The sequence below is a fragment of the Streptomyces sp. NBC_00273 genome (assembly GCF_036178145.1).
Lineage (GTDB): Bacteria > Actinomycetota > Actinomycetes > Streptomycetales > Streptomycetaceae > Streptomyces.
This window is the reverse complement of record NZ_CP108067.1, coordinates 9,835,640-9,849,441: the sequence shown is the minus strand read 5'-3', so window position 1 is coordinate 9,849,441 and position 13,802 is coordinate 9,835,640. Positions and strand designations below refer to the sequence as shown.

At 70.6% G+C, this 13,802-nt stretch carries 20 protein-coding genes and 1 pseudogene; 10 read left to right on the top strand and 11 right to left on the bottom strand.

The genetic code is table 11. The annotated features are described in order from the left end of the window. Positions 1 to 28 precede the first annotated feature (28 nt). Both OG386_RS44580 and OG386_RS44575 read right to left on the bottom strand, forming a co-directional pair. The gene (locus OG386_RS44580) at positions 29 to 424 is read right to left on the bottom strand and encodes a DUF2267 domain-containing protein (RefSeq protein WP_328792967.1); all 396 of its coding nucleotides are present in this window, start codon (positions 422 to 424) and stop codon (positions 29 to 31) included. A gap of 108 nt (positions 425 to 532) precedes the next feature. Beyond that, on the bottom strand, positions 533 to 967 hold the full coding sequence (locus OG386_RS44575) for an Hsp20/alpha crystallin family protein (protein ID WP_073796625.1): 435 nt from the start codon (positions 965 to 967) through the stop codon (positions 533 to 535). Between the two features lie 128 nt (positions 968 to 1,095). Here OG386_RS44575 and OG386_RS44570 point away from each other — a divergent pair, with 128 nt between their 5' ends. From OG386_RS44570 to OG386_RS44550, 5 genes are all read left to right on the top strand, one after another. After that, a complete protein-coding gene (locus tag OG386_RS44570) occupies positions 1,096 to 1,752 on the top strand; it encodes an HSP18 transcriptional regulator (RefSeq protein ID WP_328792966.1) in 657 nt (218 codons plus the stop codon). A 155-nt stretch (positions 1,753 to 1,907) separates the two neighbouring features. Continuing rightward, positions 1,908 to 4,346 carry a heavy metal translocating P-type ATPase gene (locus OG386_RS44565; RefSeq protein ID WP_328792965.1) on the top strand — a complete coding sequence of 813 codons (2,439 nt, stop codon included), beginning with the start codon at positions 1,908 to 1,910 and terminating at the stop codon, positions 4,344 to 4,346. Between the two features lie 52 nt (positions 4,347 to 4,398). Further along, entirely contained in the window at positions 4,399 to 4,821 is a 423-nt protein-coding gene (locus OG386_RS44560; protein WP_326747046.1) for a DUF6153 family protein, read from the top strand. Positions 4,822 to 4,905: 84 nt separating this feature from the next. Then, positions 4,906 to 5,538, top strand: coding sequence for a DUF305 domain-containing protein (locus tag OG386_RS44555; RefSeq protein ID WP_326747047.1), 633 nt, complete (start codon positions 4,906 to 4,908; stop codon positions 5,536 to 5,538). Positions 5,539 to 5,684: 146 nt separating this feature from the next. Next, a complete protein-coding gene (locus OG386_RS44550) occupies positions 5,685 to 6,428 on the top strand; it encodes a carbonic anhydrase (RefSeq protein WP_328792964.1) in 744 nt (247 codons plus the stop codon). A 66-nt stretch (positions 6,429 to 6,494) separates the two neighbouring features. Here the strand turns inward: OG386_RS44550 and OG386_RS44545 are convergent, their stop codons facing one another. After that, a complete protein-coding gene (locus OG386_RS44545; RefSeq protein ID WP_328792963.1) occupies positions 6,495 to 6,719 on the bottom strand; it encodes a hypothetical protein in 225 nt (74 codons plus the stop codon). 22 nt (positions 6,720 to 6,741) lie between these two features. Between OG386_RS44545 and OG386_RS44540 the strand changes: the two genes are divergently transcribed. From OG386_RS44540 to OG386_RS44530, 3 genes are read left to right on the top strand one after another with little or no spacing between them, the layout of a single operon-like run. Further along, the gene (locus tag OG386_RS44540; RefSeq protein ID WP_328792962.1) at positions 6,742 to 7,188 is read left to right on the top strand and encodes an ATP-binding protein; all 447 of its coding nucleotides are present in this window, start codon (positions 6,742 to 6,744) and stop codon (positions 7,186 to 7,188) included. Next, the gene (locus tag OG386_RS44535; RefSeq protein WP_326747050.1) at positions 7,185 to 7,388 is read left to right on the top strand and encodes a hypothetical protein; all 204 of its coding nucleotides are present in this window, start codon (positions 7,185 to 7,187) and stop codon (positions 7,386 to 7,388) included. The genes OG386_RS44540 and OG386_RS44535 overlap by 4 nt, the downstream gene beginning before the upstream one ends. Next, positions 7,385 to 7,543 carry a DUF6126 family protein gene (locus tag OG386_RS44530; protein ID WP_158718350.1) on the top strand — a complete coding sequence of 53 codons (159 nt, stop codon included), beginning with the start codon at positions 7,385 to 7,387 and terminating at the stop codon, positions 7,541 to 7,543. Before OG386_RS44535 ends, OG386_RS44530 begins: the two co-directional genes overlap by 4 nt. 145 nt (positions 7,544 to 7,688) lie before the next feature. Here OG386_RS44530 and OG386_RS44525 read toward each other — a convergent pair whose 3' ends face one another. The 8 genes and pseudogenes from OG386_RS44525 to OG386_RS44490 all read right to left on the bottom strand — a co-directional run. Next, positions 7,689 to 8,024, bottom strand: coding sequence for an ArsR/SmtB family transcription factor (locus OG386_RS44525; RefSeq protein WP_030648691.1), 336 nt, complete (start codon positions 8,022 to 8,024; stop codon positions 7,689 to 7,691). Positions 8,025 to 8,199: 175 nt separating this feature from the next. After that, a complete protein-coding gene (locus OG386_RS44520; RefSeq protein ID WP_328792961.1) occupies positions 8,200 to 8,421 on the bottom strand; it encodes an alkylphosphonate utilization protein in 222 nt (73 codons plus the stop codon). A gap of 46 nt (positions 8,422 to 8,467) precedes the next feature. Beyond that, positions 8,468 to 8,878 (bottom strand): STAS domain-containing protein, encoded by a 411-nt coding sequence (locus tag OG386_RS44515; RefSeq protein WP_328792960.1) that lies wholly within the window; start codon positions 8,876 to 8,878, stop codon positions 8,468 to 8,470. Between the two features lie 16 nt (positions 8,879 to 8,894). Next, positions 8,895 to 9,299 carry an ATP-binding protein gene (locus tag OG386_RS44510; protein ID WP_053613091.1) on the bottom strand — a complete coding sequence of 135 codons (405 nt, stop codon included), beginning with the start codon at positions 9,297 to 9,299 and terminating at the stop codon, positions 8,895 to 8,897. A gap of 17 nt (positions 9,300 to 9,316) precedes the next feature. Next, positions 9,317 to 9,739, bottom strand: coding sequence for a pyridoxamine 5'-phosphate oxidase family protein (locus OG386_RS44505; RefSeq protein ID WP_030648700.1), 423 nt, complete (start codon positions 9,737 to 9,739; stop codon positions 9,317 to 9,319). After that, on the bottom strand, positions 9,736 to 11,391 hold the full coding sequence (locus OG386_RS44500) for a SulP family inorganic anion transporter (protein ID WP_328793567.1): 1,656 nt from the start codon (positions 11,389 to 11,391) through the stop codon (positions 9,736 to 9,738). The genes OG386_RS44505 and OG386_RS44500 overlap by 4 nt, the downstream gene beginning before the upstream one ends. Positions 11,392 to 11,465: 74 nt before the next feature. Continuing rightward, on the bottom strand, positions 11,466 to 11,807 hold the full coding sequence (locus tag OG386_RS44495) for an ArsR/SmtB family transcription factor (RefSeq protein ID WP_030648705.1): 342 nt from the start codon (positions 11,805 to 11,807) through the stop codon (positions 11,466 to 11,468). Positions 11,808 to 12,117: 310 nt separating this feature from the next. Beyond that, positions 12,118 to 12,491: pseudogene (locus OG386_RS44490) on the bottom strand (alanine:cation symporter family protein); the annotation flags it as partial. 263 nt (positions 12,492 to 12,754) lie between these two features. Here OG386_RS44490 and OG386_RS44485 point away from each other — a divergent pair. Both OG386_RS44485 and OG386_RS44480 read left to right on the top strand, forming a co-directional pair. Beyond that, positions 12,755 to 13,384: a GAF domain-containing protein gene (locus OG386_RS44485; RefSeq protein ID WP_402673893.1), complete on the top strand. Its 630-nt coding sequence runs from the start codon at positions 12,755 to 12,757 to the stop codon at positions 13,382 to 13,384. Continuing rightward, positions 13,384 to 13,800, top strand: a complete 417-nt coding sequence (locus OG386_RS44480) for a PP2C family protein-serine/threonine phosphatase (protein ID WP_326747052.1) — start codon at positions 13,384 to 13,386, stop codon at positions 13,798 to 13,800. The genes OG386_RS44485 and OG386_RS44480 overlap by 1 nt, the downstream gene beginning before the upstream one ends. Positions 13,801 to 13,802: the final 2 nt, after the last annotated feature.

The window sequence follows — 13,802 nt, the reverse complement described above, 5'->3', positions numbered from 1 at the left end:
TCGGTGTCCGGCCGATGGTGTCGGCCGGTCAGGTGGGCTGGGGGTGGCCGAAGAGGAGGTCGTAGCCGGGCGGGAGCTGGAGCAGGACGTCCCGGATGAGGATGTCTCCGGCTGCGGCGGCCACGGTGGAGAGGACTGCGCCGATGTCCCACAGGGCCGTCGTCTCGGTGGCGCCTTCGATCCAGGCTGCGGTCGCGCGGACGAAGCGTTCGGGGGAGAGCGGCTCCGCGGCCTGCAGGGGGTTGAGGAGGATCAGGGCGTAGGTCTCGGGGAGCCGGGCGGCGAGCTCGGCCCGCACGGTGCCGACCAGGTGGGCGCCCAGCAGGGCGAGGACGACGCGGGCTGCGCGTTCGACTTCTTCCCGGGTCCGGTACTCGCCGCGCTCCTGGACGTGGTCCAGGAACGCTTCCCGGCGCATCGACATCTCACGTCACCTCCTTCATGGGAGGGGTGAAAGGGGCCAAGGGGTGCGGAGGACGGGGTGCCGGAGGGGGATCGGGTTCCCCGTCCTCCGCCGCAGGTACCGGCCGGATCAGCCGGAGATCTGCTTGCGGCCCGCCTCGCCGCCGATGGCGATCTTCCGAGGCTTGGCGCGCTCGGCGATCGGGATCCGCAGGGTCAGGACACCCGCGTCGTAGTCGGCCTCGATGCGCTCGGTGTCGAGCGTGTCGGCCAGCATGATCTGACGGGAGAAGACACCGAGAGGGCGCTCGGAGAGCTCCATCTGCACGCCGTCGGACTTCTCCACGGGCCGGCGCTCGGCCTTCACGGTCAGCATGTTCCGCTCGACGTCGATGTCGATCGCCTCAGTGCTCACACCGGGCAGGTCGAAGGCGATCACGTACGCGTCGCCGTCGCGGTAGGCGTCCATGGGCATGACGGACGGCTTCGACCACGTGCCCGACGTACCCGAAAGCTGCTGGACGATCCGGTCCATCTCGCGGAACGGGTCGGTGCGCATCAACATCGCGAAACACCTCCAGTTGGTTCAGGCAGGAACTGCCAATGCGCTTCAACGTGCTTCCGTTGTAACATGTCATCGAAACGATGACAAGCAAGCAGTCATCTGGAGGATGACAGACCACGGAGACCGCCATGACCGAGGCCGCAGAGCCGACTGCACCCGTCACATTCCTGGCCGCCGCCGCGGCACTGGAGACCATCAACCAGGCCGTCAAGGACGCGCAGCAAGCCTCCACAAGCACGTCGGCAGCGGCACCGGCCGCGGGCCCGCACCCGGCCCTGGCCGCGCTGCTGATGCTCCGCGAGGTCCGCGAGCAGCTCGTCGGCTGGGAAACCGGCCTGATCGAGAACGCCCGCGGCCAGGGCGCCAGCTGGGCCGACCTCGCCGGCCCCCTCGGAGTCGCCAGCCGTCAGGCCGCAGAACGCCGCTACCTCCGGATGCGCCCCGGCAAAGCCGGAAGCACCGGCGAGGAACGCGTCCAGGCCACCCGCGACACCCGGGCCGCCGACCGCAGCGTGGACACCTGGGCCCGCGACAACGCCGCCGACCTGCGCCGCCTCGCCGGCCAGATCACCGCCCTGGCCGGCCTGCCCGCCGGCGCCGAAGGCGCCATCGACGACCTGAACCAGGCCCTCGCCCACAACGACACCGCCCGCCTCGTCCGCCCCCTGACCGACACCCGGCCCCACCTGCGGCCCGAGGACGCCGCACTCGCCGAACGCATCGACACCCTCACCCGCCACACCGACCAGCTCCGCCGGGACACCCACGACCAGCGCAGCACGTGATCCGCAATCGATACGGCACGGCCCCGGCCCGAACCGGTCACCGCCCGCTCTCCGACCGCCTGCCCTGCCCTTGCGCGGCGGTCGCGACGGCCACAGGCTCCTGGTAGGCGCCCTGGCCGAGTGGACCCGCTGTCGGATCGGGGAGGTGAACGGGCATGCGGCACCCGCGGAAGCACGAGCCGCGCGACGGGGGCAAGGAGCGCAGCACGGTGGTCCTGGACGTGCGGGGCATGGTCCGGGCCACTCAGCAAAACACCGTCGCTGCCGTGCCGGGCCGCCGGCCGGGTGTGCTGGACGTCGAGGTGAACGCGGTCGCGCAGTCGGCCACGGTCGTCTTCGACCCCCGCCGGACCTCCTTGGCCGAGCTGCGCGGCTGGGTCACCGAGTGCGGCTACCACTGCGCGGGCCAGTCGGTGCCGTCCCACATCTGCGACCCGATGGAGGAGCCGGATCCGCCCGGAGTGGTGGAAGCGGCCGAAGCCGTACCGTCCGCGCACGCGGGGCACGGGCCGGAGGGCGGACCGTCGCCTGACAAGGAGACGGGCCACGGAGCCCATCGCGGCCATGCGGGGATGTCGATGGCGGCCATGGTGGCCGACATGCGCAACCGCTTCCTCGTCGCGCTGGTCTTCTCCATTCCGATCGTGGTCTGGTCCCCGATCGGCGAGGAGGTCTTCGGCTGGCACGTGCCCGTGCCGTTCGGGCTCCGTCAGGACGTGTGGGCGCTCCTGCTGAGCCTGCCGGTGGTCTTCTACTCGTGCTCGATCTTCTTCGTCGGCGCCGTCCGGGCCCTGCGCGCCCGGACCCTGGACATGATGGTGCTGGTCGCGGTCGCCATCGGCGCGGGCTGGCTGTACTCCCTGGTCATCACGCTCACGGGCGGCGGAGAGGTCTTCTACGAGGCCGCCACCGTACTGGCGTCCTTCGTGCTGCTCGGCCACTGGTTCGAGATGCGCGCCCGCGGCGGCGCCAACGACGCCGTCCGTGCGCTGCTGGACCTCGCCCCGCCCAAGGCGCTCGTCCTGCGGGACGGGGAAACGGTCGAAGTCGCCACCTCCGAGGTGGTCGTCGGGGACCTGCTGCTCGTCCGCCCAGGGACGAAGATCGCCACGGACGGGGTCGTGGAGGACGGCGAGAGCGAGGTCGACGAGTCGACGGTGACCGGGGAGAGCCTGCCGGTGCACAAAGCACCGGGCTCCGCCGTAGTCGGCGCCACCCTGAACACCAACGGAACCCTCCGAATACGGGCGACCAAAGTGGGCGCCGACACGGCACTGGCCCAGATCGTCAAGCTGGTCCAGGAGGCCCAGAACTCCAAGGCCCCCGGCCAGCGGCTCGCCGACCGGGCCGCGTTCTGGCTGGTCTTCGTCGCCCTCGTCGGCGGAGGACTCACCCTCGCCGTCTGGCTCCTGGCCACCGACCGGCCCTTCAGCAGCGCGATGCTGTTCGCGATCACCGTGGTCGTCATCACCTGCCCGGACGCTCTCGGCCTGGCCACTCCCACCGCGATCATGGTCGGCACCGGGCTGGGAGCCAAGCGAGGGGTCCTGTTCAAGAACGCGATGGCCCTGGAGGCGTCCGCCGGCATCCAGACCGTGGTCATGGACAAGACCGGCACCCTCACCAAGGGCGAACCGGAGGTCACCGAGGTGATCACCGCACCCGGCAGTGACGGATACGAGGTCCTGCGCCTGGTCGCGGCGGTCGAGCGGGAATCCGAGCACCCGCTGGCCGAGGCGGTCGTGCGCCACGCAGAATCGCGGGGCGTGGAGCAGGTGCGGGCCCGGCGGTTCGAGAACGTGCCCGGTCACGGGGCGACCGCCGTGGTGGACGGCCACCGGGTCGCCGTGGGCAACCTCCGGCTGGCCGAACGCGAGGGCGTGTTCCTCGGTCCGCTCGCCGCCCGGCGGGACGAGCTGGCAGCCACCGGCCGTACCGTCGTCATCGCCGCCGTCGACGGCCTGGCCGCCGCCCTGATCGCCATCGCCGACGCGCCGCGGGAGACCTCCGCGTCCGCCGTACGCGAACTCCACGCGCTCGGCGTCGAGGTCGTCATGCTCACCGGCGACAACCGGGCCACCGCCGAGCGGATCGCGCAGCAGTTGGGCATCGACACCGTCATCGCCGAGGTCCTGCCCGGCGACAAGGCAGCCACGATCGCAGAGCTCCAGCGCGGCGGCCGCAAGGTCGCCATGGTCGGCGACGGAGTCAACGACGCCCCCGCCCTCGCCCAGGCCGACCTCGGCATCGCCATCGGCGCAGGCACCGACGTCGCCATCGAGACCGCCGACCTCGTCCTGATGCGCTCCGACCCTCTCGACGTCCCCACCGCCCTGCGTATCGGCCGGGGCACCGTGCGCAAGATGCGCCAGAACCTCGGCTGGGCCATCGGCTACAACGCCATCGCCCTGCCCATCGCCGCCGGCGTCTTCGAGCCCGCCACGGGCCTCATCCTCCGCCCCGAGATCGCCGCCCTGTCCATGTCCGGATCCAGCGTCATCGTCGCCGTCAACGCCCTCGCCCTCAAGCGCCTCCACCTGCCCCGTTCGACCCCTCCGGCCGCAGCCGACGCAGACGATCGCCAGGTCGGTTAGCCGAGCCCATGACGTGCTGCGCCCGGCGCGGGGGCGCCCTACGGTGGGAAATGTGACCCGCCACGAGCCCCGCACGCAGCCGCAGTCCCGGCCGGTCCCGCGGCTCGGATCGCTGCTCGTCCTTGCTCTCCTGATCGGGTTGCTCGGGATGCACGGCCTCGACACCTCCGCTGCGCTGCCGGCGACGGGCGTGACGGTGCACGTGTCCCACCACGCGGCAGCCACCGGCCCGCTGTATCCGTGCGACCACGAGCAGCGCGGCCCGGTCCGAGACGCCGGTCATGCGGACCAGATGTGTGCTTCCCCGGCCCTGCCCGGTGTCCCCGGCGTCGCCGCGCCGGATATCACGCCTCTCAGCAGCATGCCCGGCAGCCTCGTGTTTGCCCAGCCTGCACCGTCGCTCGCACTGGTCCATCAGCGCGCCGGAGGGCGGGCACCTCCCTCGCTCGCCGGTCTCCAGGTCCTGCGGACGTAGGAACTCCTCCCGTGGCACGCGCCCGAGCACGTCGGCCACGGAGAGCCAGCCCCTCCCGCATCCGAATCACTGGAGCTCAGCGACATGAACACGAACCGATCCCTGCCGCGCCGGGTTGCCCTGGCGGCCACCGCGGTCGCCGCCGGACTGGTCCTTGCCGCGTGCGGCGGCGACAACACCACGAACACGGCCGGCACCGCTCCGGTCACCGCGACCGCCCCGGCGCCGTCGGAGGCCGACCGGCACAACGAGGCGGACGTCGCCTTCGCGCAGGGGATGATCCCTCACCACCGCCAAGCCATCCTGATGTCCGACATGGTCGCCGCCCACGGCGCATCCCCCGATGTCAGGGCACTCGCAGAAAAGATCAAGAAGGCGCAGGCCCCGGAGATCGAGACCATGACCGGCTGGCTCAAGACATGGGGCGAGAAGGTCCCCACCGGCGTCAGCATGGACGGCATGGGCCACGGCGACGACTCCGGCATGCCCGGGATGATGGACGACCAGGACATGGATCGGCTGGGCAAGGCCAGGGGCAACGCCTTCGACACCATGTTCCTGACCATGATGATCGACCACCACGAAGGCGCCATTGCCATGGCCAACACGGAGAAGCAGCAGGGCGTCTACGGCCCCGCCAAGGCCTTGGCCGACGACATCATCGCCTCCCAGACAGCCGAGATCACCCTGATGCGCGGCATGCTCAAGACCGGCTGACATCGGCAGGGCGGCGCCCTCGCCCGGCCGCCCCGACAGAACTCGGCCCTGCCCCGGAAACGCGCACCTCCAGCGCGGGCCAAATCTTGCTCAAGGCCGGCCTCTGCCCGATGTCCGACAAGGGCCGGCACCTACTTTGTCCAGACATGAGTGTCGATCGTGACTGCGAATCCGAGGTGGTCCTCGCGCGGCGCCGAATGGTGCGTGCGGGGTTGAGCGGGGCCCTGGCGTTAGGGGTCGGGCCGGCGTTCGGGCCGTCAGCAGCCTCAGGCGCACGGGCCGGGGAGGCAGCTGTCCGCAGGCCGCGGCCTGCCGGGCCCCGGCAGGCGTGGGGCGAGCTGGAGGCGGGAAACCGGCGCTGGCGGACGTTCCACGAGAGCCATCCGGACCGCGCCGGGCATGTGCGCCGGGCGCTGGTGGGCGGGCAGCATCCGTTCGCCGTGGTGCTCGGGTGGGTGGACTCTCGGGTGCCGCCGGAGTTGGTCTTCGACCAGGGGCTGGGCGATCTGCTGACCGTGCGGTCGGCGGGCGAAGTCCTGGACGAGGCAGTCCTGGGCAGCATCGCCTACGGCGTGCTGGAACTGGGTGTCCCGCTGATCGTCGTCCTGGGGCATCAAGGGTGCGGGGCGGTCGCTGCGGCCGTGCACGCCGAGGCCGGCGGTGAGCTCCCGGCGCACATCCGCTACCTGGCGGACCGGATCCGGCCGGCGATCGACCACCGGCTTCGGGGCGACGCCCGGATCGACGCGGCGGTCGCCGAGAACGTCCGCCGGGTCCGGGCGCGCCTTGCCGCCGAGCCGGATCTCGCCACCCGGGTCGCCGACGGTTGCCTGGCCGTAGTCGGTGCCCGCTACGAGCTGACCAGCCAGTTGGTGCGCAAGGTGCCCTGATCAGCCTGGGCCGGTGAACTTCCCAACGGACCCGCACCAGCTAGACTTGCAGAGTTATGCAATTTACTAGTTCTGGATATGGTGGACGGGGGTCGCGGTGTGGCCGGGTTCGAGGAAGCGGCGCTGGAACGGGTCCGCGTGGCGCGGGCTCGTCTCCAGGCTGCACAGGAAGCTGACGATGCCTTCGAGGAGGCGCAGGCCGCGGAGGAGTTGGAGGACGCCTTGCGCGTGGCCCACGATCACGGCGTGGCCACCGACGCAGGAGACGGCCGGTGAACCGGACAGCAGCACCGGCGCATCCGAGGCGTCGGTGATGGCCCGGCACCCCAGCGGCCGGCCTGCCGTCGAGGTGCTCAAGCACGTGTGGACGGTGCCGCTGGTGCCGGGTTCCGTGCGGGCCGCGCGCGAGCGCAGCGAACGGTCCCTCGTCTCCTTCGGGCTTGAGAGCTCCAGCGCCCTCTTCGGCGCCGTGCTCCTGGTGGTCAGCGAACTGGTGACCAACGCCGTCCGGCACGCTCAGGACTCCACGGATGCGGAGGTGACTCTCCACATGGCCGAGCACCTGCTCGTGGTCTCGGTCGAGGACCTGGACCCGCGCCCGATAACGCTGGCCGACGCCGGCCAGACCTCCGGGCAGGGGCTGCGCACGGTGGCTGACCTGGCGCGCACGTTCGGCGGCGACATCCGTATCCAGCCTTCCTCCGGCGGGCACGGCAAAACGGTGGTCGTCGGCTTCATCCTGCCGGAAGGCACACCATGACCAGCAGGAACCAAAAGGCCGTACAGCTGTACAAGATCACCTACCTCGGAACCGGCCCTGAGCCGGAGGTTCGCACGGTCGAGGCCGGCGAAGTCGCGGCCGCCATCGAGTACGCCGGCGAACACGGCATGCAGGTCCGCATCCGCCCGTGCCGCCACCCGGTCGAGAAGCCGAGCACGAAGGAGGAAGGTGCGTCATGACGGACAACCTGCCCGAGAAGGACACGGCGACGGAGCACGAGAAGTGGAAGGAGAAGGGCGTTGCGATGCGGGCCTTCTTCTACATCTTCGGCACGCACGTGTTCGCCGGGTTCATCTGGTTGCTGTTCTACTTGGGGCAGCACGCCCAGAAGTGAGGGGGACCGAAGTGGGCCCGAACGCCTGCGGCGCGGTTCGGCATATGAGGGAGCGGCCGTCTTCCGGTGTCAGAAGCACGTTGAACCCGCACTGACGGAAGACGGCCGCGTACGTGGGGCGCGGTCCCCGCAGGGCCGGCACCTTTCAGGCGTGGCGGCTGGCCTTGAGGTCGGCCAGTAGTTCGGCCTGGCCCTCCAGAACGCCGGAGAGGATGCTTCGGGCGACCCGCAGGAGATCGACGATCTCGGGGTCGGTGAGCGCGTAGTACACGCTCGAGCCCTCCCGGCGGGTCACCACCAAGTTGGACTTGCGCAGCACGGCCAGCTGCTGGGAGAGGCTCGCGGCCTCCACCCCGACCTCGGGCAGCATCTCGGCGACCGCGTGCTCGCGCTCGGCCAGGAGTTCCAGGACGCGGATGCGGACCGGGTGCCCCAGCGTTTTGAAGAACTCCGCCTTCAGCTGGTACAGCGGTGTACTCACCTGGGTACCCCTGTCGTGACTGCCCATCTCATCCACCCGGAACCGTTCCTTCGTAGAGGCATCCGTTCGCCCCTCTTCACACCTTGCGACCTCCACAATTGCAGATCCTTGCAACTCGTGGACCCGGCGGGGCACCGTCGTGACGTTCGGCACGCCGGGGCGGGGCCTTCGTCGGTCAGGCCTTCTTGAGGAACTCGGTCTTCAGGACCAGGCCCTTGACCTTCTTGGTGTTGCACGCGACCTCGCCGGGGCGAGAGGTGAGGCGGATGTTCTTGACCAGGGTGCCGCGCTTGAGGGTCTCGGAGGTGCCCTTGACCTTCAGGTCCTTGGTCAGAGTGACCGAGTCCCCGTCGTCCAGGACGGTGCCGTTGGAGTCCTTGAAGATGATGTCGCTCATGGCGGTGGTGTCCTTCGTCGCTGTTCGTGTGGATGGTGGTGCTGTCTCAGGCGAGGGCGGGTGCCTCGGGAGAGTGCGAGGTGGGCCAGTCGTCGGTGGTCCACTGCTTGACCGTGCCCGGGGCACCGTGGGCGGCCAGGGCGCCGGCGAGGTCGCAGTGGACGGGCATGGGCGGGCAGGTCGCGTCGGGGACGAGCGAGCCGTCCGCGGGGATCGCGGCGAGCTCGAGCCGGCGTCCACTCTCGGCGAGGCGGCGGGCGGCCTGGGCGACGGCGATCTGCCCGCCGGCCGACCAACCCAGCAGACCAGTCAGGTCCAGGATGACCGGTCCGGTGCCCCGGGCGAGCGCCCAGCCGATCGCTCCGGTGAACCGGTCGGTGGCGTCCGCGCCGAGATACCCGGCCAGGGACAGCACGCCCAGGTCCTGGCGAGTGGTGTAGCGCCATTCGATCGTCATCGTCAGCTCCTCGGCTTTACAGGGGAAGGGTGATCCAGATGGCCTTGCCACGCCCGTCCGTATCCGCCCGTACGACGGCGGTGCCGCCGAGCTCCATCGTCATCTCCACCACCATCGCCAGGCCGCTGCCCGGGGCGGTGGCGAGCGCCCCGAACAAGGCGGGGTGGTAGGGGTGGCGGTCGTGGACGGCGAACGCGAATCCTCCCGGCCCGTGCGCGTAGGTGACCGTGATCATCGGGGACGTCACGGCGGCATGACGGACCGCGTTGGTCACCAGCTCGGCCACGATCAGCAGCGCCGGCCCGACGCTCGGATGGCGAAGGCCCACCCCGCACTCCACCAGGACGAGCTCCGTGGTCTCGCGGGCGATGCGGACAGCGGCCCCCATGGCCGGCACGTCCAGCACGTGCCGGTAGGGCATCGCCTCGACCTGGACGGTCACCGGCCCACCCCGTTCACGGTGCGGGCCAGGCGGAACCCGGACACGGACTGCGGGTGCAGGCGCAGCAGGGTGTCATGGGGGCCGTGGGCCCAGCCGGGCAGGGTGCGCCGGTAGTGGGCGGCCTCGTCTGGGTCGGCGATGACATCGGCCGGGCCGTGGGCGCTGACCGTCCAGCCGGTGCCGGCTGGGCTGCGGATCTCGTCGACCTGGTAGGTCAGCAGCGCCCGGCCGGGGATGGTGGCGGCTTGTACGGGGGCCCGGACGACGAGGCGTCCGTACTCCATCACGTGTGTGGCGGGGCGGACGACGGCCACCTCCCGCTGGATGTAGACGAGTCGGCCTTGGGCGGAGCCCTCGAGGAGCCAGAGAGCCTCGGTGCCGGAGACCTCGATCATGCGGAGGTCGGCGGGGACGGTCATCGTGCGGCCTTCCGGATGCGGTGCGGTCGGTGGTGCGTACGGGGCAGCAGTCCTGCCCGCTCCAAGTGCTTGCGGGCGCCGGCGATCGCCTCGGGGGTGGTGGCGTACTCACGGCCCTCCAGGCGCAGCAGGTCCAGGGCGCCGACGGCGTCCAGGGCCTGGCGCTGGCCGGGCCGGATACCGGAGGTCATGACGGCGATGCCGCGCCGGTTCAGCTTCTCGACCGCGTCTTTCAGGACGAGGGCGCCGGTGGCGTCCAGGGTGGTCACCCTCGCCATGCGCAGGATCACCACCTTCACGTCGGAGACCTCGGAGAGTTCGAGGAGGAAGCGGTGGGCGCCGGCGAAGAAGAGCGGTCCGTCGATGCGGTAGGCCACGATGTATTCGGCGAGCAGGGCGTGTTCCTCGTCGCTGTGCTCGCCAGGCAGGTCCGGGCGGAAGTCGACCTGCTCCATCCGGGCCTGGTTCGCCACCGCCTTCAAGGCGAGGGCTCCCGCGACGACGAGGCCGATGATCACCGCGTACACGAGGTCGAGAACCAGGGTGGCCGCGGCGGTCAGGACGAGCACGACGGCATCCGAGCGGGTCGCCTTCGCCATCGCGCGCAGCGATCCGACCTCGACCATGCGGATCGCCGTCGCCAGAAGCACGCCGGCCAGCGCGGCGAGAGGGATCTTCGACACCAAGGGGGCGGCGGCGAACACGATCACCGCGAGCACCGCGGCGTGGGTGAGCGCGGCCAGCCGGGAGGAGGCGCCGGTGCGGACGTTGACCGCCGTGCGGGCGATCGCGGCGGTGGCCGGCACACCGCCGAACAGCGGGGCCGCGAGGTTGGCGATGCCCTGCCCGAACAGTTCCTTGTCCGGATCGTGCTTCTGCCCCACCGTCATCCCGTCCGCCACGGTCGCCGACAGCAGGGACTCCAGCGCGGCGAGCGCCGCGACCGCGACCGCCGGGGCCAGCAGCGAGCCGAACTCGGAAGCCTTGAGGAAGGCCAGGGACGGAGCGGGGAGCCCGGAGGGAAGGTCACCGATCGGGGCCGCCTCGTCAAGACGGAAGACCTGCGCGATCACGGTCGCGGCGATGACCGCGACGATCGAGAAGGGGACCGTCGGCTTCCACCTCGCCCCGGCCAGCATCACTGCCGCGACACCCACCGAGAGGCCGATCGCCGTCCAGTTCGGGAAGGCCACGAACTCCACGAGCGCCCGCCACGCCACGAGCAGGACCTTCTCGCCCTCCGGCTTCTCGACGCCGAGCGCGTTGGGTATCTGCTGGAGGCCGATCACGCACGCGATCCCCAGGGTGAAGCCCTCCACCACCGGCGCCGGCACGTACCGCATGTACTGTCCGGCCCGCAGCAAGGCGAGACCGATCAGGAGCACGCCGGCCATCACGCCAACGGTCAGGACACCGCCGGGCCCGTACTGGGCAACGATCGGCACCAGGACCACGGTCATCGCACCGGTCGGTCCGGACACCTGGATGTTCGACCCGCCGAACAGGGCTGCGAGCGCGCCCGCGACCACAGCGGTGGCCAGTCCCGCCTCCGCGCCCAGACCGGAGGAGACCCCGAACCCTAGCGCGAGGGGAAGGGCGACGATCGCCACCGTGAGCCCGGCCAGCAGGTCCCGGCGGGGGCTGCGGGCCATGACGGCCCAGTCGGCCCGGGCGGGCAGAACGCAGCGGACCCGGCCGAGCACGGCGGTCAGGGCGGTATTCACGCTCACGAGGCCGGGACCTCGGACTCGCGCAGTTCCTCCAGCAGCTCGCTCTGCCCCGTCAGGACCTCGGTCAGGATCCGCCGCGCCGCCAGCATCAACTGAGCGACGTCCCCGCCGGCCAGTGCGTAGACGACGGTAGCGCCGTTACGGGTCGAGGCAACGATCCCCGAGCGGCGTAGGACCGCGAGCTGCTGGGACAAGGCGCAGGGCTCGACCTCGATCGCGGCCAGCAGGTCCCGCACCGGCATCGGCCCGTCCTGCAGGAGCTCCAAAACCCTTATCCGCACCGGGTGCCCGAGCATCCGGAAGAACTCGGCCTTCGCCTGATACAGCGGAACCGGCACGGTCTCGCACCCTTCTCACCACCCCGAACGGGGCATACGCCTGGCGCCGTGCCCGCGGCTACCTACTGACACAGCAATCACAGCATCTATTAAATTGCAGATTTCTGCAATTTACAGATCCTGCGATCCGCTACCCGCTGCGGGTGCACTGCCTGCGATGAATCTCGTCGAGGGACGAGGGCCAGGAGCCGGTGACGGGAGGATATTTCTTCTTCCGGGAGCTCGACTTGGCGCTCCAGAAGAACCCAATCGGGCGTGCAGAGCGCCCGCCCGCCGGGCCGCCGCGTCCCTGGCCTGATCTTCACGGGCGGCCAAGGAGGCCACGGAGGATCATCCGGAGCGTCGCGCCGGAACCCCCGATGGACACGGCGACGGCGACACCAGCGATGTTGGCGAGGCCCACCGTTCCGGAGACGGCAGCGATCAGCGCCCAGAAGTGAGCGACTGTCGAACCCTTCTCGTCACACCTGCCACGCACCACATCCACCGCAGGGCGGGACCTACGCATCCGGACCAGCCCGAACCAGCCGGAGAAGACCGGGCCGGCCACGACGAGCTGGGTGAAGATCAGCGCAAGCTGGGTCCCACCCATGGGGACGGGTTGGAAGGTGATGCCCCGAGCCATTTGGCGATGCAAGAGCGCCGATGCCGCCTCACTCGCGGGCCGTCGGCCTTGGGAAGCACTGCCGTGGCTGCACGCACCGGTCAGCGAGGAAAGCTACAGAGCTGCGGCGGTCACCCGCCGGCCCACCTCGTTCACCGCCACGCGCTCCCCGGACAAGCAACTCCTCTTCCAGCTCTACCCCGACGGCACTGGCATCAGCGTCCACATCACACCCGCCCCGCTACGGACGGCCACCTCACAGGCCACGCAGTCCGATGAATCAGTCGGTGCCCTGGCGCCGTACCACCTGACCCACCTCGCCGAAGCCGACAGCGTTCAAGACGTGACCGACGTCGTTGCCGACCAGGTGGTCGTGCCCGCCTTCGGGCCCCAGGGCCTGGTCCTCATGAGTGCCTACGAAGGCCGCCTGCACGTCATCGGCCACCGCGGCTACAGCACGGAGTTCATCAACCGCTTCGACGGTACGCCCCTGACCTCCCGTACCCCGACCGCGCACGCGAGGGCCACGGGCGACGCCGTCTCCTTCCCCGACTTCGCCGACTTCCGGCGCACCTACCCCGACGCACCCCGCTCCGCCTCCGGGAACGCCTGGGCCTTCCTACCCCTCACCGCCTCCGGCCACAGCATCGGCTCCCCCGTCCTCTCCTACGACCAACCCCGCCCCTTCCCACCGACCGAACCTGCTCTCCTCGCCTCCCTCGCCGGACTGATCGCCCAAGCCCTGGACCGCGCCCGCCTCTACGACGCCCAGCACACCCTCGCCCACACCGTCCAGACCGGCCTGCTGCCCCCGCCCTGCCCCACGTCCCCGGCCTTGACGTCGCCGCCCGCTACCAGTCGGCCGGCCACGGCATGGCTATTGGCGGCTACCTCTACGACCTCATCCACACTCCCACCGCCACCACAGCGGCGATCGGCGACGTCCAAGGCCACAACACCGCCGTCTTCCTGATGGGACAGGTCCGCACCGCTGTCCAGGCGCACGCCACCGCAAGCGCCTCCCCCGGAGACTTGCTCGCCCGCACCAACCGCCTCCTGACCGACCTCGACGCCGGACTGTTCACCAGCAGCCTGATCGCCCAGCTCGACCTCGCCCATCACCGCGCCCGTCTCGCCACCGCCGGACACCCGCCACCCCTGCTCCGCCACCCCGACGGCCGGACCGAATTCCTGAGGCTGCCCCCCGAACTCGTTCTGGGCATCGACCCCGAGGCCGACTACCCCACCACCGAAATCACACTTCCGCCCGGCTCCGTACTCCTCGTGTACAGCGATACCGACGGATCTCAATCGGGCGCCCCTCGACTCGGGTCCGTGACCTATCCGAACTGTTCACACACAAGACGTGACGACTGTCGCGCACAGTAGTC